The sequence below is a fragment of the Paenibacillus provencensis genome (assembly GCF_042678545.1).
GTDB classification, from domain to species: Bacteria; Bacillota; Bacilli; order Paenibacillales; family Paenibacillaceae; genus Paenibacillus; species Paenibacillus provencensis.
Genome location: NZ_JBHTKX010000003.1, coordinates 344,708 through 362,606, shown reverse-complemented (window position 1 = coordinate 362,606; position 17,899 = coordinate 344,708). Strand labels below are relative to the sequence as shown.

The 17,899-nt window shown below is 46.8% G+C and carries 18 protein-coding genes and 1 riboswitch; of the genes, 3 read left to right on the top strand and 15 right to left on the bottom strand.

From position 1 onward, the window contains the following. Positions 1–8 precede the first annotated feature (8 nt). Positions 9–1,799, bottom strand: coding sequence for a phosphomethylpyrimidine synthase ThiC (thiC, locus tag ACFQ3J_RS20380; RefSeq protein WP_091159810.1), 1,791 nt, complete (start codon positions 1,797–1,799; stop codon positions 9–11). A gap of 250 nt (positions 1,800–2,049) precedes the next feature. Then, positions 2,050–2,160: riboswitch (TPP riboswitch) on the bottom strand. A gap of 115 nt (positions 2,161–2,275) precedes the next feature. Then, entirely contained in the window at positions 2,276–3,025 is a 750-nt protein-coding gene (locus tag ACFQ3J_RS20375) for an IclR family transcriptional regulator (RefSeq protein ID WP_091159719.1), read from the bottom strand. Positions 3,026–3,376: 351 nt separating this feature from the next. Here ACFQ3J_RS20375 and ACFQ3J_RS20370 point away from each other — a divergent pair, with 351 nt between their 5' ends. Both ACFQ3J_RS20370 and ACFQ3J_RS20365 read left to right on the top strand, forming a co-directional pair. Continuing rightward, complete coding sequence (locus ACFQ3J_RS20370) at positions 3,377–4,369, top strand: alpha/beta hydrolase (protein ID WP_251583877.1); 993 nt, start codon at positions 3,377–3,379, stop codon at positions 4,367–4,369. Between the two features lie 183 nt (positions 4,370–4,552). Then, positions 4,553–5,770 carry a Fe-Mn family superoxide dismutase gene (locus ACFQ3J_RS20365; protein ID WP_091159716.1) on the top strand — a complete coding sequence of 406 codons (1,218 nt, stop codon included), beginning with the start codon at positions 4,553–4,555 and terminating at the stop codon, positions 5,768–5,770. Positions 5,771–5,907: 137 nt separating this feature from the next. Here the strand turns inward: ACFQ3J_RS20365 and ACFQ3J_RS20360 are convergent, their stop codons facing one another. The 7 genes from ACFQ3J_RS20360 to ACFQ3J_RS20330 form a co-directional block, all read right to left on the bottom strand. Then, a complete protein-coding gene (locus tag ACFQ3J_RS20360) occupies positions 5,908–6,723 on the bottom strand; it encodes a lipoate--protein ligase family protein (protein WP_091159714.1) in 816 nt (271 codons plus the stop codon). A gap of 141 nt (positions 6,724–6,864) precedes the next feature. Beyond that, positions 6,865–6,987: a zinc ribbon domain-containing protein gene (locus ACFQ3J_RS20355; protein WP_285850266.1), complete on the bottom strand. Its 123-nt coding sequence runs from the start codon at positions 6,985–6,987 to the stop codon at positions 6,865–6,867. 139 nt (positions 6,988–7,126) lie between these two features. Further along, positions 7,127–7,720 (bottom strand): GTP cyclohydrolase I FolE, encoded by a 594-nt coding sequence (gene folE, locus ACFQ3J_RS20350; RefSeq protein ID WP_091159712.1) that lies wholly within the window; start codon positions 7,718–7,720, stop codon positions 7,127–7,129. 57 nt (positions 7,721–7,777) lie between these two features. Then, positions 7,778–8,038, bottom strand: coding sequence for a YneF family protein (locus ACFQ3J_RS20345; protein WP_076314651.1), 261 nt, complete (start codon positions 8,036–8,038; stop codon positions 7,778–7,780). 103 nt (positions 8,039–8,141) lie between these two features. Next, positions 8,142–9,983, bottom strand: coding sequence for a tRNA epoxyqueuosine(34) reductase QueG (gene queG / locus ACFQ3J_RS20340; protein WP_091159711.1), 1,842 nt, complete (start codon positions 9,981–9,983; stop codon positions 8,142–8,144). 82 nt (positions 9,984–10,065) lie between these two features. Continuing rightward, a complete protein-coding gene (lepB, locus tag ACFQ3J_RS20335) occupies positions 10,066–10,650 on the bottom strand; it encodes a signal peptidase I (RefSeq protein ID WP_091159709.1) in 585 nt (194 codons plus the stop codon). A 227-nt stretch (positions 10,651–10,877) separates the two neighbouring features. Continuing rightward, positions 10,878–11,303, bottom strand: a complete 426-nt coding sequence (locus ACFQ3J_RS20330; protein ID WP_091159708.1) for a GNAT family N-acetyltransferase — start codon at positions 11,301–11,303, stop codon at positions 10,878–10,880. Positions 11,304–11,819: 516 nt separating this feature from the next. On the opposite strand from ACFQ3J_RS20330, the gene ACFQ3J_RS20325 reads away from it, so the two are divergent. Continuing rightward, positions 11,820–12,431 (top strand): superoxide dismutase, encoded by a 612-nt coding sequence (locus tag ACFQ3J_RS20325; protein ID WP_251583845.1) that lies wholly within the window; start codon positions 11,820–11,822, stop codon positions 12,429–12,431. An 89-nt stretch (positions 12,432–12,520) separates the two neighbouring features. On the opposite strand, the gene ACFQ3J_RS20320 is transcribed toward ACFQ3J_RS20325, so the two are convergent. The 6 genes from ACFQ3J_RS20320 to ACFQ3J_RS20295 form a co-directional block, all read right to left on the bottom strand. Beyond that, positions 12,521–12,652, bottom strand: coding sequence for a hypothetical protein (locus ACFQ3J_RS20320; protein ID WP_285850265.1), 132 nt, complete (start codon positions 12,650–12,652; stop codon positions 12,521–12,523). 47 nt (positions 12,653–12,699) lie between these two features. Then, positions 12,700–13,854, bottom strand: coding sequence for an A/G-specific adenine glycosylase (gene mutY, locus ACFQ3J_RS20315; RefSeq protein WP_251583844.1), 1,155 nt, complete (start codon positions 13,852–13,854; stop codon positions 12,700–12,702). A gap of 29 nt (positions 13,855–13,883) precedes the next feature. Further along, complete coding sequence (acpS, locus tag ACFQ3J_RS20310) at positions 13,884–14,276, bottom strand: holo-ACP synthase (protein WP_251583843.1); 393 nt, start codon at positions 14,274–14,276, stop codon at positions 13,884–13,886. Positions 14,277–14,399: 123 nt separating this feature from the next. Beyond that, positions 14,400–15,209, bottom strand: coding sequence for an ammonia-dependent NAD(+) synthetase (gene nadE / locus ACFQ3J_RS20305; protein WP_091159701.1), 810 nt, complete (start codon positions 15,207–15,209; stop codon positions 14,400–14,402). A 110-nt stretch (positions 15,210–15,319) separates the two neighbouring features. Beyond that, complete coding sequence (locus ACFQ3J_RS20300) at positions 15,320–15,754, bottom strand: BrxA/BrxB family bacilliredoxin (RefSeq protein ID WP_251583842.1); 435 nt, start codon at positions 15,752–15,754, stop codon at positions 15,320–15,322. A 440-nt stretch (positions 15,755–16,194) separates the two neighbouring features. Then, positions 16,195–17,886, bottom strand: a complete 1,692-nt coding sequence (locus ACFQ3J_RS20295; protein ID WP_251583841.1) for an ATP-binding protein — start codon at positions 17,884–17,886, stop codon at positions 16,195–16,197. Between the last annotated feature and the right edge of the window lie 13 nt (positions 17,887–17,899).

The following is a 17,899-nucleotide window of genomic DNA, read 5'->3' as shown; positions in this document are numbered from 1 at the left end:
GGATCTAATCACCTGTTCTGACCACGATATTCCTCCGCCTTCTCCTGCATGCCTGCATGAATCGCTTCCTTCTCACTAACTCCTTTGGCGGATGCCATATTCCGAATATCCTGAGTGATGCGCATACTGCAAAATTTCGGACCACACATGGAACAAAAATGCGCTGTTTTTGCACCTTCGGCTGGAAGAGTCTCATCGTGGTAGGATAGAGCACGCTCCGGATCAAGAGACAGATTGAACTGGTCCTTCCAGCGGAACTCAAATCTTGCCTTGGAGAGGGCATCGTCTCTTTTTTGTGCTCTTGGGTGACCCTTGGCCAGATCGGCTGCATGGGCAGCGATTTTATAGGCAATGACCCCCTCCCTCACATCGTTCTTATCAGGTAGTCCCAAATGCTCCTTCGGCGTAACATAACATAGCATGGAGGTACCAAACCAACCGATCATCGCCGCTCCAATGGCAGACGTAATGTGATCATATCCGGGAGCAATATCTGTTGTAAGTGGACCCAGCGTGTAAAATGGGGCTTCCTGGCAGATCTCCATCTGCAGATCAACGTTCTCTTTGATCTTGTGCATAGGCACGTGTCCCGGACCTTCGATCATCACCTGTACATCATGCTTCCAGGCGATCTGCGTCAGCTCCCCGAGTGTTGCCAGCTCAGCCATTTGAGCCTCATCATTGGCATCATAGATACTGCCGGGTCTCAGTCCATCTCCAAGTGAAAAAGCAACATCATATCTGCTCATAATTTCACAGATCTCTTCAAAATGAGTATACAAAAAGTTCTCCTGATGATGCGCCAGGCACCATGCTGCCATAATAGAGCCGCCCCGTGACACAATTCCGGTCATTCGCTCTGCTGTCATTGGAATATATCTGAGCAGTACTCCCGCATGGATCGTAAAATAATCAACTCCCTGCTCCGCTTGCTCAATCAGCGTATCTCTGTAAATCTCCCAAGAGAGTTTCTCCGCCTCCCCGTTTACCTTCTCCAGCGCTTGATACAGTGGAACTGTGCCTATCGGCACAGGAGAATTGCGGATAATCCATTCTCTCGTCGTATGAATATGACGGCCGGTCGACAGGTCCATGACCGTATCCGCTCCCCAGTGAACGGCCCAGCTCATCTTCTCCACTTCCTCCTCAATAGAAGAGGAAACTGCAGAGTTCCCGATATTCGCATTGATCTTGACATGGAATCGGCTTCCGATCAGCATCGGCTCACTCTCCGGATGGTTGATGTTAGAAGGCAGGATTGCTCTTCCTCTGGCAATTTCACTCCTTACAAACTCCGCTTCAAGCCCCTCCCGGATTGCGGCAAACTCCATCTCAGGGGTCACGATCCCTTTTTTGGCATAATGCATCTGAGTCACACAGCGTCCTGACTTGGCTCGAAGCGGCTGCCTTCTGACGCCCGGGAACACCTCTATCTCCTGCTGCGCACTTCTATCGGACCGAATCCCATTATCCTCTGGACGGATTGCTCTTCCTTCATAAAACTCAACATCTTCACGCTCAAGTATCCAATTCCGGCGCAGCAAAGGAAGACCCTGACGGATATCGACTTCACCGTTCAAATCTCCCATCGGTCCGCTTGTATCGTACACCCGAAATGGCTCATTCTGCTCTACTCCTTGGGGCGTACTGGTGGGATGAAGTTCAATTTCGCGCTCAGGTACAGCAATGTCCGGGCGCGATCCTTGAATGTATACCTTCTTGCTCGAGGGGAATGGCTGGAGCCTTCCAGATTCACCCTTCAAATGCTCTTCTCTTAAAGCCGATGCCTCTGTGTTCATTCCTGTGTTTGAATGATTCATACGTGCTTCCTCCTTTGTTCGAGTTGGGAAGCCCTCTCCTGAGCTGTGTTTGAAAGACAGAAGCTATACAAACGATAGCCAGTTATATAGAAGCTGCAGCAACAAAAAGAGCTGATTCCCACAGGGGGAATCAGCTCTAATCCATATAAGATCTTGTGTTGTGTACAGGCTAATGGAGCTGCATAGGTTAATAGCAGAACCTTCACCATATATCACGGATCTTATCGATATTTATCGCCAATTACTTCCCTACGCTGGTATGATCCAGATCAGGTACAAAGAGTCCGGCACCTTGCAGTACCATCTCAGCCCGGCATTTCGGGCTCCCCTAGTAAATTGTTATTGTTATTCATGTTTGACCCCTATCCTTCGTCTAAATTGAGGTCCATACAAGATTATCTCATTCACAGCACATTTTCAACCTTTATTCTCCATTCGTTCATTACAAAGGAGAGCTACCTCAGCATAAATCCCATTTGCGCGGCTGTCTCCATAACAATAGGTGCGTATTCCCGAAGCGTCTCTTCCGACAGCCTGCTTATCGGTCCGGATAAAGACAAGGCCGCTGCCACATTGCCCTTGCGATCAAAGATCGGCGCTGATACGGCTGCTGCTCCAGGCTCTCTCTCTTCATAGCTCGTTGCATATCCCAATTCCCTGATTTCTTGCAGCTGACTCAAATAAATATCTTGATCAACTGACAAGGGGGTATCAAAATTGCGTATCAGCTGCTCCTGCTCTTCTCTTGCTGCAAACGCAACCAACACTTTACTCGATGCTCCAACCGACAATGGCAGCCTTACACCTACAGGTGCTACCCTTCGAATCGCTTGATTGCTCTGCACGGCCTGAACGCGTATCCGTTCATTGCCATCCTTCAAATACAAGCTAACCGTTTCTCCCAAGCGATCACGAAGGCGCTCCATTGCAGGCAGCAAGAGGATGGCCGGGTCATCACTCTGGGACATATGTGCCGCAAGCTCCCAAATTCGAATGCCAAGCCGATACTTCTCCGTCAAAGGATTACGCACAACAAATCCCCTGTCCTCAAGTGTTGTCAGCAAACGATGCACCGTACTTTTATGTAAACCGATCTTGCCAGAAATTTCGGTAAGACCCAGATCTGATTGCTCTGTAAAGCATAACAAAATGTCCAACGCCCTCTCGACCGCTCGTACCGTTAATTTGCGATCTTGCTCTTCCATGCATAATCCCCTCTCTGTTTCATCACGTGAAACCTGGTTACATAAATTATAAGAGAATTGATGACCAAAGTAAAGATTTAATTGAGAATTAATCTCAATTAAACAAGCTCATTTCTCTCAACAATCGATCATAATGGAGAGATTTTGGAATAAGTCTTCCTTCACTTGACAAACATTTTTCACCATTAATTTCACTTACATTACAAGTGTGTAACAATTAGTCCCAATCAATTGACTTTAGACAGGACGCATCATAGGATAAAGAATAAAGTTATACCAACCTCATCTTTGTTCACAGGTTGGATTTAGTAAATTAGTCCTATTTAACATTCTTCTGGAAGGAGGAGTATGATGTTTCCTATATCCGAGAATAGATCTCTTAAGCAGAACGTATCAAGTGCTCCTCCCGCACTTTCCACTCGGCTCATCCGTTTTAAGCATATCGTGGTTGCCCTAATATTATCGATCATATTCTTTCTCGTATTTTGCTTTATTGCTCTTCATGCCTATATCGCATGGGTGTTATCCTACCCGGCGGTAGCTCCGGTGTATTCAAACCCCATGCTGTCCAAGGGGATGGAGTATGAAGAGGTGACTTTCCCTGCCTCAGACGGAAGCCGGAACGTTAGTGGATGGTACATCCCTGCAGAGGAGAACAGCAGCAAAACGATCGTGTTCAGTCACGGCTATGGAGCTAACCGGGAAGAATCATGGATTCCCATGTATGATCTGGCCCATTACGCTCATCAGCAAAATTTTAATGTCATTATGTTTGATTACGGCTTCGCTTCCCAAAACACAAGAGTCGTTGCTACCGGAGGAAAGGCAGAATCGAAGCAGCTTCTTGGCGCAGTTCAGCTCGCTAAGCAAAAAGGAGCTCAAGAAGTTGTCGTATGGGGCTTCTCTATGGGAGCAGGGACAGCTCTTCAGGCCGCCCTTCAAACAGAGGACATTGATGCCATGATTCTAGACAGCACGTTCCTGCTGGAGCCGGATACGCTGTATCATAATATACAGAATCAGATTGATTTGCCGAAGCAGCCTACCCTACAAATTCTAACGATGCTGTTCCCGATTCTGAATGGCACCAGCCTAAACTCCATTCCTTATCAGGAGGTAAGTTCGAAAGCTTATGATATTCCTATCTTCTTCATCCACGGAACCCAGGATGAGAAGGCCCCTTATCCAATGGCAGAGCTCTTTGCGAGCAACCAGACCAATCCGAACTCTGATGTGTGGATCGTAGAGGAAGCACGTCATGAGCTCATATATAGAGAGCATCCCAGAGAGTACTTGAACAAGGTTTCTTCATTCCTTGGCGGTATAAGTCTCGCTCAAAAATAGATCAAGCTGAGGCACCTTTAAAAAGGTGCCTTTTTCATATCCTTTTTTATATCCTCTCTTATTTTGACAAGTCATCATAGTACAAGCTCTAATGAGAATAAGTATACGTTAGATCATTACGCCGTCTGCTGCTATGCACAGTATTTGTTTGAATAAGAATCCATCTTGGGAGGTGCCGAGCTTATGGAGCTCAGTTATGGACCCTATTTACCGCTGCGCGCGTTAGAAGAAATTCGGTCTTGGAAGGATACTGAAATGGGATGCACAAATATGATCACATCGATTGCACCGGAGCTGGAGGATGCCTATGTGAAGCTTCTCAATGAATGGGGAAGCGTATTCCAACGATCTGCCTCTGCAGCAGATGATCTGCTGCAGAGGGTAAGAACGGGCGTGCAGCCGCCGGATGATTATGCGCTTGGTCAGCTGGATGTGCTGCTTGCCGCTTCGTTTAACCAATCGAAGGAATTCCATCGTCACCTCGGGCACATTCTTGAGCATAGCGCAGCTCTATCAGGTAACCCTGCTGCGGAGGTTGTATTTCGATACATCCAGGACCAATCAGAGCAGACTGTGAATAAACTCCGGGGACTGGACCATCCGGCTGCCATCTCCCAGAGAGTAAGACCTGGAAGCACCTGGAACGAAGAGCCCTTCCCTTACCCGGACGTAACAGCACCGCGAACCGGAGCTTCTGAAGAATTGGTTCAGGAATTATCTAAAGCTCTCACTGTATCCGATATCGCCGCAGAAGACGCCTCTCCTCCTACATCTCCTGTTCCGATTGGGGGGCACAAGCTGCCGCCACTGCCTTATCCCTATAATGCGCTAGAGCCCTATATTGATGAGAAAACGATGCGCATCCACCATGACAAGCATCACAAGACCTATGTAGATGATCTTAACATCGCTGAGAAGAAGCTTCAGGAAGCACGGCAAACCGGAAATTTTGATCTTGTGAAGCATTGGGAACGAGAGTTGGCCTTTAACGGAGCAGGACATTATCTCCATACCATCTTCTGGAACACAATGAACCCGAATGGCGGTGGAAAGCCTGTCGGGTCACTCGGAGAACAGATCAGAAAGGATTTCGGGAGCTTTGACGCATTTAAGAAGCACTTCACAGAAGCAGCGAACAAAGTAGAAGGCGGTGGCTGGGCTGTATTGGTGTGGAGTCCAAGAGCGCACCGGCTAGAAATATTACAAGCGGAGAAGCATCAAAATTTATCCCAGTATGATATTGTTCCTCTGCTTCCACTGGATGTGTGGGAGCATGCCTATTATTTGAAGCATCAGAATGAGCGCAAGAAATACATTATGGATTGGTGGAACGTCGTATATTGGCCTGCCGTTGCGGAGCGATTCCAGGAAGCACGCAAGCTGAAATGGACTCCTTATTGACAGTAAAGAAAACATAGAGTCAACCCCACATAGATTCTGACAATAATCAGAACGAACGATATAATCGCATCCCTATTCTCAAAGTAAAAGACCTCGCTCCGAGGTCTTTTATTGTCACTGCACCTTTTTTGAGGAGCTTAATCGTAACGCTCTTTTAATACGGCGACCGTGCGTTCCACGTCAGATCGAGGAACCGATGGCCGAACTCCGGTATATACCTTCTCTGCCGAGGCACTAATGACTTCTATTAATGACTGCATATACGCCTCAGCAGAGGGTACGCCTGACAGCTCGTTTAGACTTCCCATGCTTCCGTACTTCACTTGAGGATAGCCCTCTTCCGCATCTCCAGCTGCCTGATCATAGAACTGGATGATGTCCTCTGTCAGCTCATCCCCTTTTCCTTCTATGATGATAAAGCCGGTAACAAGATAGGCTTTGGCCAACCGGCGCTGGGCAATTCCGCAAAATTTCCGTCCCTCTATAGCGATATCATAATCTCCCGGGCAATATGCCCCTTCGATTTCTCCTGCTACTGCTTGACCGCCCCAGGGAAGAATAGCCTTCCGAATATAATCAACCATGGATTTAAAATCATCATGGATGTTAATTGCTTGTCCAGGATTCGGTAGAATGAGACTGAAATTAACCACTCCTCTTGTCAGTCTGACCGCTGCACCTCCGGAAGGACGCACACAGGAGCTTATACCTTTGTTCTGAAATCGCTGCATCGCTTCCTCGGCCTTCTTCAGCCTACGGTCTCTGAGACCGATGACAAGTGCATTCTCATGACGCCAGAGATGAGCGACAGGGCGATGCCCCAGCCCCACTTGCCTGCACATGACCTCTTCCCATGCAAAGGCTTCAAGCACGTCCTCATCCTTCTTCATGAGCGGTGATTCCCAGATCTGGATCTCCTTGAATTTGCGAAGCAGTGTATCTTCCGTTGACATATGAGCCCTCTCCCCCTATTGAACACTCCCACCACCTAAAGAGGCGGGGGATTCTTTTTGTCAAACCCATCGGTTTGAAGTTGTCTACTTGTCAGTACCCCAAGAGAAGCTGTGGTTCCCATAACTTGTTGAGCTTAGCGGCTATACAGCGACTCGCTTAATATTTTGAGCGGCATTGTCATCCCGATCATGGCACGTCCTGCAGGATGGACAACTCCATTCCCGTATAGATAGAAGTTTGACCTCACCAGTTGTGTGGCACATTTGTTGTACAACAACCCTATGCCGGTTTCCGCATAAGTTGTATTCCACTTGTCTAGGAATTGCTTGAAGCGGGGGGATTCTCGCTAGGGTATGATAAAAAAGCCTTGATCAATACGATCAAGACTTTCGGTATTCGAAATTAACCTTTAACAAGAGACAAAAACTCCGCCCGAGAAGCGGCATTATCCCGGAATGTACCACGCGTAGCAGAAGTTACCGTCTTGCTGCCCGGCTTCTTCACACCACGAGCACACATACACAGATGCTCTCCTTCTACAACAACCATAACACCGTTCGGTTTAAGCGCGTCCTCAAGGATGTCTGCAATTTGAGAAGTAATCCGCTCCTGCACCTGCAAACGGCGAGTTACGGCCTCAACCAATCTTGCAAGCTTGCTAAGTCCGACAATTTGTCCACTTGGCACATATCCGATATGGACCTTGCCGAAGAAAGGAGCCATATGATGCTCGCATTGACTGTAGTACACAATATCCTTCACAATGACGAGCTCCTCATGGTTCTCATCAAAAGTTACACCAAGTACATCTCTAGGATCTACTTCATAGCCCGCAAAAATTTCTTCGTACATGCGGGTAACTCTAGCCGGTGTTTCCAGCAGACCTTCACGTTCTGTGTCCTCACCGATCAGCTTCAATATCTGTTCAACATGATACTCAATCTTCTCGCGATTCGCGCCGACAGATGAGTTCATGTAATCTTTAACTCCAGCCATTCCTTCTTCCTCCTCCCAAGCGGCATACACCTGTACCTGGCAGGCAAGATTGCAGCATTATCTTTTTCTTCCCTGATTCTTGCGCATAGGCGGCTGCATCTTGCCTGCACCGTTTCCGCCTTGCTGGGATTTCATCATCTGTTGAGCACGCTGCATCTGCTTGCTGTTCAAATTGTAGCCCATTTGTTTTGCCATTTTTTGTAGAGCTTCAGGATCACTCTGCATCTTCTCAAGCTGCTTGCGCAGATAAAATGCACCGATAAAGAATCCCCCAACGAGGCCCACAATTAGTGTAATAATGGGAATAACGATATCCATACTTATACACCCCTGTTTTTCGCTTGATTGCTATTTTTAACGCATCATACACGATATCATAGCATGTAGAAACGCGGCTAGCAAACGCAATTTGGTGTTAGAGTCAATTCGAAGACTGCCCTTCCAATGAGAGCAGGCGTTCCTTCACATGAAGTCCTCCAGGGTATATCGTTACTCCTCCCTCACTGCCCGTCAAGCGGTGATGAGGAATAATAATTGGAAGCGGATTTTTGGATACAGCCGCCACAACCGAACGGACAGCTTTCGGTCTTCCTATCTTTTCCGCTAATCCGAGACTTGAGACATGCTGACCATATGGAATTTCTGTGAGTGCCTGCCATACCTGCAGCTCAAACGGAGTTCCTCTAAGATCCAGCTGAAGCTGGAACTCTGTACGCTCTCCAGACAAATATTCCTGAAGCTGCCATGTCGCTTCCTGGAAACGGGATGGGTCATGTACAAAGTGATATTCACCCAGCCAAGTTCGAGCCCATTGCTGCAGGTGCGCCTCTCTTACGGTATAGTTACCAAAATCAAGCCTTGCAAGTCCCTGCTCCGTAGCACAAAGTGTAAGCTCTCCGGCCTCAGTTGATATTTCATGATAATAGACCGGCTCACCCGTAAGCTTGGTAACAGGAGTAGGCTTCCAGGCTGCCTTGTTGTCACTGCGATATAGAGCCATATTCGATTCATTGTTACTGCCTTCAGATGAATTGGTTTCAGATGAACCAAATTCAGCCGCAAATTCTACTTCGGACTTCTTCTTCTCGGATAGAGGCCCCATCAATAGCTTCTCTTGGGCTCTCTGCAGCATGTTCAGCACGTTCCCATCTTGTTCTCTTGCAGCAGCTTCCGATATCACATTCATTGCTTCTTCTCCTCCTATTTGGCTGAGCGACCAAGCAGCGGTTCCTCTCAGTTCGGGACGAGGATCCCGCAGTAATACTTCGCTCAGCTCTGGTACGGCGCTTTGATCTTTAAAATTACCAAGCGCGATGACGGCATTGCGTTGTATTGGTTTTTTACCTCGCCAAGCGGCAGAGCTGTGTCCAAACCGTTCCTTGAATTCCTTGTTGCTCAGGGAGAGCAGCGGTTTAAGCAAAGGCTTGACAATCTCCGGGTCTGGTGCGAATTCAGGATGATGATCCCAATTTTTCCCTCTATTCTTCGGGCATACAATCTGGCATGTATCACAGCCGTACAGCCGATTCCCGATCTTCTTCATATATTCTTCGTCCAAAAAGCCTTTGGTTTGCGTCAAAAAAGAAATGCACTTCTGGGCATTCAGCTGTCCCGGGCCAACAAGCGCTCCTGTAGGACAGGCATCAATGCACTTCGTGCATTCACCGCATCCCTCCGTCACTGGTGCATCCGGTGTAAAAGGAATGTCTGTTATGAGTTCCCCGAGAAATATCCATGAACCGAACTTGGGTGATATGATCGCGCAGTTCTTGCCGCTAAAGCCGATTCCCGCCCGCTCTGAAACGGCCCGGTCCACTAGGACACCTGTGTCCACCATATTCTCAATGCGCGCCTCCGGAACCTTCTCCTGGATAAAGGCGGTGAGCTTGTCCATCGCTGCCCTCAGAACATGATGGTAATCCTGTCCCCACGCTGAGCGGGCCAATATCCCTCTATAGCTGCCAGGCTCCGACTTTGGCGGATCCTTCATCTTGGAAGAGTAGGCAATGGCAATGGCGATGAGAGAAGCAGGCTTACCCGATTCGAGCGCGGGATTGACCCGTTTCTCAATATCAGGCTCTTCAAATCCTGACTCATAGCCTTTGGCGCGATGCTCCAGCAATATGGAACGCAAGGATTCAAAGGGTTCCGCTGAGGCAAATCCAATATCATCAATTCCAAAAGACGGCGCTGCCTTAATTATTTCCTGCTTCAGCCACTCATAATGTACTCCAGGGCTTACGAGCGAGTCTCGACTAATCATATTATCACCTCTAATCAAATCAATTTCATAATACCTTTAGCTCTCACATATATAACTGTATAGCCTAATCTTTCCTTCTAATTCACAGCTTCTTCATATCGCTCATCGGCCAAAAAATAAATTCGGCTTTCCCGACAATTTCTTCAGCCGAAACACTCCCAAATGAACGACTATCCTTGCTCTTACCTGCATGCCTGTTATCTCCCATTACAAAGTAACGGCCTTCTTCAAGCTTGACTGGACCAAAATCCGGATCCTCTATTAGTGTATTTGTATAAGGTTCCGTCTGGGGCTCTTCGTTGATATATAGTACGTGTTCCCGAATTTCTACCGTTTCCCCGGGAATACCAATAACTCTTTTGACAAGAAACTCCTTACGATCAGGTGTATGGCTTGGATCATGCAGCACTACGACGTCGTAACGCTTAGGCTTATCAAATTCATATACAATCTTATTAATGAACAAACGATCTAGTTCAGCAAGGGTTGGCTGCATCGATTCGCCCTTAACAATCGAAATATTGAAGACAAACAAATTAAGAAGCAGCATCAGTACGATAGCAATCAAAATAGTCTTAAGCCAATCTAGAAGCTCTCCGGACAGAGTTGAGCCTGAAGAGGATGTTGTCGCCGTATTCTCTATGTCTGGCGGTATTTCGCGGCTCATTTGCTTCTATCACCTCAAGGTTAAAATATAAAAATGCCATATGAATAGAAAAGCATATCTCGGTTCCATTTGCAATTGGAAGCCAAGATATGCCTATTATGGATTGAAAATAAATTAGACTGAAAAATAGAATAAAACCGTGTTCTCTCTCTATATCTGATCTCGTTCATTGCTTGAACATGAGACGCCAATCTAGCAAACCTATACACTGCATTCAAAATGCCTTGTTAGCTGTGTGCCAAAATACTAAGATTCTGAAATGCCTTCATGACCTGACTAGCTCCGTAACCCATTGCTTCATACAGCGGCATCGCGGCTTTGTTATGCTCGTCACCGGCGACCCACACCCCTCTAACCTTGCGCTGTTGGAAACGTTGTTCAAGCGCCTTAACCAGGGCTTTTCCAACACCTTGACGTCTGAAATCAGGGTGAACTGCAATACGATAAATACAACCATGGTTCTGATCAATAGTACCGATTAAAGCACCGATCAGCTCCCCACCCTGCTCAGCAACCATAATAAGGTCTGAATCCCAGGACAACTGGCGAGCGAAAGGACCCATCGTGTTCTCAAAGCAATCTTCCGACAAAGCAGCCGCAAGGAGCTCTGTCACACCATTTGCGTCACTCAACTGAAAGGAACGAACGTTCATCTGCTAAATCTCCCTTTTCGTTATCTTTAGTGAGGTTTTACAAAAAAGGCACGCCCTTTTTACCAAAAACCCGATGATGATCCATCTGAATATATTAGAATGATATGTACAGACGGAAAAACCGGCAAAAGCCGGCCGAAACATCTGCCACGCCTATTAAGGAGAGCCAGAAATGTTCAGGAAATGATAATATGACAAAAAACGAGATATATCTTCTTCATCGTCCATTAAACCACACTTTGCTCCAGAAAACACGCTTTTTCTTCTGTAAACGCTTAATATCAAGCGCTTACATTTTAATTGCTAAACTTTGTATATTTGGTGTTAAACTAGTTAACACAGTAATATAGTTTCAAGATAGTTTTGTTAATTTCATGTTATGTTAAAAACCTTCTATGACAACTTAACAAACAAAAATGTTGATTAAATAGGCTGAATAAGGTTTAATATAAGTGTCGAGGGGAAATCTAGATAAAGATTTAACCTTTAATTTATTTTTTAGGAGGAATTTCAATTATGGCATTTAAATTACCAGCACTTCCTTATGCAAACGATGCATTAGAACCACATATCGACGCTCAAACGATGGAAATCCACCACGATCGCCATCACAATACTTATGTAACGAACCTGAACGCGGCTCTGGAAAGCGCTCCTGAGCTTCAAGAGAAATCCCTTGAAGACCTGCTTGCGGACCTCAACAGCGTACCTGAGAGCATCCGTACGGCAGTCCGTAACAACGGCGGCGGTCATTACAACCACAGCCTGTTCTGGGAAATCATCGGTCCTAACGGCGGCGGTGCTCCTACTGGCGAAATCGCTGCAGCAATTGACAGCGAGCTGGGCGGCTATGACAAATTCAAAGAAGACTTTGCAAAAGCAGCAACAACTCGTTTCGGCAGCGGCTGGGCATGGCTTGTTGTCGGTAAAGACGGCAAACTGGCAATCACTAGCACACCTAACCAAGACAGCCCTGTATTCGAAGGCTTGACTCCAGTTCTTGGTCTGGATGTATGGGAGCATGCTTACTACCTGAAATATCAAAACAAACGCCCTGACTACATCGGTGCATTCTGGAATGTAATCAACTGGGATGAAGTAAATAAACGTTACGCTGCAGCGAAATAAGAATTAATTCCTCTGCAGTTAAACAGCGGTACCCGCTGTTTACTTTCTAAAGAAGCAGTCTAGAATAAAGCGGCAATCGCCGTTTTACTCTAAGACTGCTTTTTTTTCTCATACTCGGTTACGCTAATCAGGATATATCCAAGAACCGTCTTAGGACTGTTTCTTCCCCTGCACTTGAGACCGAGATCCAGGTTCGTACCACAAAAAAGAGCATCTGCCATAAGGTTAATCCGGTTCTCCCAGGTCCTCGGCGATGCTCTTCCATCTATTATTCATTCACTATATTAAAATAATCTCGTAATAATTTCAGAAACACATTCGGAAATGCCATGGTATCCATATCCTTCGGCTCGATCCAGCGGTACAAATGTCCCTCATCAGTGTATGCTTCAACCTGCTCTGCCACCCGGGAGGATGTCAGCACAGCTTCCGCCTCCGTACAATGATATACCTGCAGGTTCCAATGTATATGGCTAAATGTATGCTCGGCCATTCTCCAGAACGAGTTAGGCTGTACGTGATAGCCCTCCTCAAGCAAATGTCCGGCGATCCGATCCATCGCAGGCTCATGGGGAACCAGATGGGCAAGCTCGCCGGGTGCAGATGCCTGCATATGAGGCAGCTCCCACATCTTGGCCAGCAAGCCGGTCGCAGGACGCTGACGAACCAGCACCTTGCCTTCATTCCCACCCGTGCCGACAACGAGGGCAGCAATTCGCTGTTCAGGACGAGGGGGCTTAGCCTTTTTCTTCACAGGTAGTGTCTCTTCCCGTCCCTCAATCCGTCCCGTACACATCTCCATCACCGGACAAGTCAGGCAATGTGGAGATTTAGGCGTACATACGAGCGCTCCAAGCTCCATTAACGCCTGATTGAAATCTGACGCTCGTCCCTCTGGAATGAGCTCCTCCGCCAGCGTCTCCATCTTGACTCTAGTGCTGCCCTTCATAATGTCATCTTCAATCAGGAAATAACGTGACAGCACTCGCATTACATTTCCATCCACAGCAGGCTGGGCTTGATTAAACGCGATGCTGAGAATCGCGCCTGCCGTGTAAGGACCGACGCCCTTCAGATTAAATACTGCATCCTTCTGATTCGGTACTTCTCCGCCATGCTGCTCCATAACCTGTCTTGCAGCTGCCTGTAAATTACGAGCACGAGAATAATATCCCAGCCCCTCCCAGAGCTTCAACACGTCTTCCTCAGGTGCCTCTGCCAAATCCTGAATCGTCGGAAACCGTTCAATAAAACGCTGAAAATACGGAATCACCGTATCCACCCTTGTCTGCTGCAGCATGATCTCCGATACCCATATATAGTAAGGGTCCCGATGCCGCCGCCACGGAAGATCGCGCTTATTTTGCATATACCAATGAAGCAGCTCCGTACTAAAGAACTTTTTTGCATGACTATAATTCATTCGATTATAAATCTCCTATTCTGTATTACTCAGATCCGTTCAACGATGGCGAACGCGGCTGCGACGCTTGGCTGATGCGAGATGCTGAGATGAACCATGTAAGCAGGCTCGCCGCCAAGTCCAAGCCGTTTCCAAGCTGCCCCAGAGATCGTCACAGTCGGCTTGCCCAGCTCATTCGGCAAAATCTCAATATCCTGGAAGCCCAGCAGCTCCCCGATTCCACAGCCAAACGCTTTGGATATGGCTTCCTTCGCCGCAAACCTTCCGGATACATATTGAACCTCACTCTGCATACGCGAACCGAGTACCGCTCTCTCCTCTTCTGTCAGCACACGACTGAGAAATCGGGAACTATGATCACCCTTCATAATTCGAACAACCCGTTCGGTTTCAAGCACATCGTTACCAATCCCATAGATCAAGCACTTCACCACCTTTAATATCCTTATCTATTGTATCAGTTGTATGGACAAATCAAAAACCCTCGTCAGGGCAGTAAATTGTCCCATATTACGAGGGTTCTCTTGCTTATAGGCAGCCGTTAATTAGATACCCGGAATGGCATTCCGTTTGTGTGCTGTGCGAAGGTATGCTGCCTCAAGCTTCTCTCTTGCTTCCGCATTAATCTCCTTGCCTTCTAAGTAGTCACTGTTGTCATCATATGTAATGCCAAGTTCCTTCTCATCGGTCTGACCTTCCCATAGTCCTGCTGTCGGCGCCTTGTCCAGTACCTCCTGCGGCACGCCAACATAGGCTGCAATTTGTCGGACCTGACGTTTATTAAGGCTAGTCAGCGGCGTGATATCTACAGCGCCATCGCCCCATTTGGTGTAGAAGCCCGTAATTGCTTCCGATGCATGATCTGTTCCCACAACGAGCAGATTCATTTCGAACGATAGTGCATACTGTACAACCATACGGGTTCTGGCTTTTACATTCCCTTTGCCTTGCGGCGTCATATGACGCGGAGTTCCAAGAGATTTGAAGCCGTGCTCTACTTCAAGAGCAATCTCGTTAACCGCTTCTTCAATATTCGTCTCCACCGTATATTTCAGGTCAAATGCCTTCGCTACAGCATAGCTGTGAGCAATATCCACTTGTTCTCCGTATGGCTGGAACACACCCAGTGTCTTGAATTCTTCACCCTTCTCCTCTGTCAGTTCATCCGTAGCTTGTTTGCACAGCGCTGTCGCGACCGCACTATCAATACCGCCGCTGATCGCAATAAGCAGCCCTTTTGTGCCGGACTTAAGGACGTACTCCTTCAGAAAATTGACTCGTTTCCGAACTTCTTCTTCCACGTTGATCTCTGGTTTCACTCGTAATTCTGCGATGATTTGCTCTTGTAAACTCATGTTTACGCACCCCGCCTCTAATAGATTAGTAAGTATAGATAATGGAAAAAGCCAAAACGCCCCGTAATTTCGGGGCTAATCCGAAAGAATCGGGGCGTTATGTAACTAACTTATTTGCAATACTGATTAAATGCTCCCACCAGATCAGCCGCAATTTCTTCAGCGGAACGATTCTCGATCTGATGACGCTCGATAAAGTGCACCAGCTCTCCATCCTTCATCAAAGCAATGGAAGGGGAAGATGGCGGATATGGAGCAAAATATTCACGAGCCTGTGCAGTGGCTTCTTTATCCTGACCTGCAAACACTGTAAACAAGTGGTCAGGGGTTACTTCATTCTCAAGTGCTCTGGCTACACCAGGACGTGCTTGACCTGCTGCGCAGCCGCAAACCGAGTTGACAACAACAAGCGCAGTTCCTTCAACACCCGGTAGTTTAGCTTCTACTTCTTCTACGGTACGAAGCTCTTCAATACCGAGGCGTGTCAGTTCATCCCTCATCGGTTGAACCATATCTTTCATGTATTGGTCAAAAGACATTGACATGTTCTATTCACTCCTTCACTAACTTTTATTATACATTCCTATGTTGTGAACGCAAGGGATGAACATGTCAAACATGAAGATGTAATTGCGACATCTCAGATCTGTATGACCAAGAATGGCCATGAATATCATGCATTAACCCTACGTTGCCGGGAAGTTGTCACCGTCGAGCTTCTTGTCAACGACTTGACCTTGCCCTCTCTGGTTTTTCTTGTTGGACTGCTTCTGGATTTCCTGTTGTTTGGAATCATTTTTTGCCATGGGAAACTCTCCTTTTTCGTTTCAAGATTAGGATTCCCATCCGTTAACTAACAGATGGCCATGTTTATTATGACTCCAGACGTTCGTTTCTATCCTTTATACAGCCATAGTCCCTACTCTATACATACGCCTCCATTGTCCCTAAGAAGAATAAGCGGCGTATGTGTAAAACTGTATCTCTACAGTTTAAAAACAACCGTGAATATCGTGCCTCGTCCATCACCAGAGTCCACCTGGATGGCTGCATTGTGCCTTTCCGCAATACCCCGGCATAACGCAAGCCCGAGACCCGTGCCCTTCGATTTGGTCGTATAGAAAGGTTCGAACAGCTTCTCTTGAACTGCCGGCGGAATTCCCGGACCTTCGTCTATAACCTTAAGCAGAATTCGATTCTGCTCACATGATGTCTCGATATAGAGTGTTCCCTTGTTATCCATGGCCTCCATACCGTTACGCGCCAAATTCAAGATCAGTTGCTTCATTTCCTTCGAGTTCAGATGATATTTAGGTATCCTTTCACTCAAGTTAAGCTTAACCGTCTGCCCCCTCATGTTCGCATCAGCCTTTAGCAGCGGGAGCATATCGTGGATAATATCATGTAAATGAACTTCTTCCTTCTCGACGATCCGATTTTGAGCAAGGGATAAAAAATCAGTTATAATTCCGTTGGCCCGGTCTAATTCTTCCATAACAATCCGATAATAGTGATCAAGCGACCGGGGACTTCTCTCATGCATTAATTGCAGGAATCCTCTTACGACAGCCATTGGATTCCTGACTTCATGTGTGATGCTCGCAGCCATTTGTCCAACAAGGCTGAGCCTCTCTATATGCGCAAGCTCGTTACGGAGATTCTCAAGCTCAGTAATATCCTGAAGCACGAGCGAGGTTCCAATCAGGGTTCCTTCATAGGGATCTCTTACCGGTGAAATCAAGGTATGGAAGATGTATGGTCCAACATTCAAGTACTCTGATGAGATTTCTCCACTCTTCGATGCAATCCGGATTCTTTCTGTTACCCGTGACCCGTGCTCTTGTCCGACGATCGATTCAATGCGCTTGCCGATTATATCAGACTCACTATTCATGCCCGGATTTCTTCTGCGCAGCACATCAAGCATTCGTTCATTCATATTCACAATTCGCCCATCGACATCAAAAGCGACGACTGAGACAGGAATTGTGTTCAACAGCTGCGTATTTAGATTGGAATGGTGTATGAACTGCCTGCGTTTAGCTTCCATCTCGGAGGCAAGCGCTTGCTGCACGAACTGCAGCTCTACGAATTGAATAATGGCGAGTCCTGTAATCAGAGACAATATCGAGTAGACGAGAGAATATAGGATAAAATCAATTTGAACCGAATCCACCTTGGAGAAATAAGAAGCATATGCAGCAGCCATGCTGATCATTGCGAAGAGTGCAAATGGGATCAGGAACCGCTTTCTTTTGCCTTCCAGTCTCTCTTGCTTGAAGCGTTTTGCCAACAACAGCATAATTGGATATAACAAGATGCCCGATTGAAGAAAGATCAAAAGGTCATTCCACAAATCTGTTGTAAATACAAACAATAACGCGCTAAAAATCGACACAATTAGACCCGCGAAAGTGCTTCCATAAAGAATTGCCAACGTAACAGCGAGCGTATCTAAATTCAAATACAGGGAATCAAATAAAGTCGTAGAGAAAATAACACAAAACACAACGGATATCATGCATGCCAGCAGTAAATGCCTCTCTGTAGCCCTTGACCTATGAGAGAGATTAATATTATTAACCTGACTGCTCATGTGCCCAATAAATAACGAAAAGAGAAGTGGGGTAATTCCTGCAAGCAGGATCTGCAGCAGAATATTCTTGACAGCAAACACAGGCGTTTATCTC

Coding starts and splice junctions, on each gene's coding strand:
- ACFQ3J_RS20300 (WP_251583842.1), bottom strand. CDS start 15,754: ATGTCAATGTCTTTTGACCAATACATGAAAGATATGGTTCAACCGATG.
- ACFQ3J_RS20320 (WP_285850265.1), bottom strand. CDS start 12,652: ATGGCAGATGCTCTTTTTTGTGGTACGAACCTGGATCTCGGTCTCAAG.
- lepB (WP_091159709.1), bottom strand. CDS start 10,650: ATGAGCCGCGAAATACCGCCAGACATAGAGAATACGGCGACAACATCC.
- ACFQ3J_RS20360 (WP_091159714.1), bottom strand. CDS start 6,723: ATGTCAACGGAAGATACACTGCTTCGCAAATTCAAGGAGATCCAGATC.
- ACFQ3J_RS20365 (WP_091159716.1), top strand. CDS start 4,553: ATGGAGCTCAGTTATGGACCCTATTTACCGCTGCGCGCGTTAGAAGAA.
- ACFQ3J_RS20325 (WP_251583845.1), top strand. CDS start 11,820: ATGGCATTTAAATTACCAGCACTTCCTTATGCAAACGATGCATTAGAA.
- ACFQ3J_RS20370 (WP_251583877.1), top strand. CDS start 3,377: ATGTTTCCTATATCCGAGAATAGATCTCTTAAGCAGAACGTATCAAGT.
- ACFQ3J_RS20355 (WP_285850266.1), bottom strand. CDS start 6,987: ATGTGCCACACAACTGGTGAGGTCAAACTTCTATCTATACGGGAATGG.
- mutY (WP_251583844.1), bottom strand. CDS start 13,854: ATGAATTATAGTCATGCAAAAAAGTTCTTTAGTACGGAGCTGCTTCAT.
- ACFQ3J_RS20375 (WP_091159719.1), bottom strand. CDS start 3,025: ATGGAAGAGCAAGATCGCAAATTAACGGTACGAGCGGTCGAGAGGGCG.
- queG (WP_091159711.1), bottom strand. CDS start 9,983: ATGATTAGTCGAGACTCGCTCGTAAGCCCTGGAGTACATTATGAGTGG.
- ACFQ3J_RS20330 (WP_091159708.1), bottom strand. CDS start 11,303: ATGAACGTTCGTTCCTTTCAGTTGAGTGACGCAAATGGTGTGACAGAG.
- nadE (WP_091159701.1), bottom strand. CDS start 15,209: ATGAGTTTACAAGAGCAAATCATCGCAGAATTACGAGTGAAACCAGAG.
- folE (WP_091159712.1), bottom strand. CDS start 7,720: ATGGCTGGAGTTAAAGATTACATGAACTCATCTGTCGGCGCGAATCGC.
- thiC (WP_091159810.1), bottom strand. CDS start 1,799: ATGAACACAGAGGCATCGGCTTTAAGAGAAGAGCATTTGAAGGGTGAA.
- ACFQ3J_RS20345 (WP_076314651.1), bottom strand. CDS start 8,038: ATGGATATCGTTATTCCCATTATTACACTAATTGTGGGCCTCGTTGGG.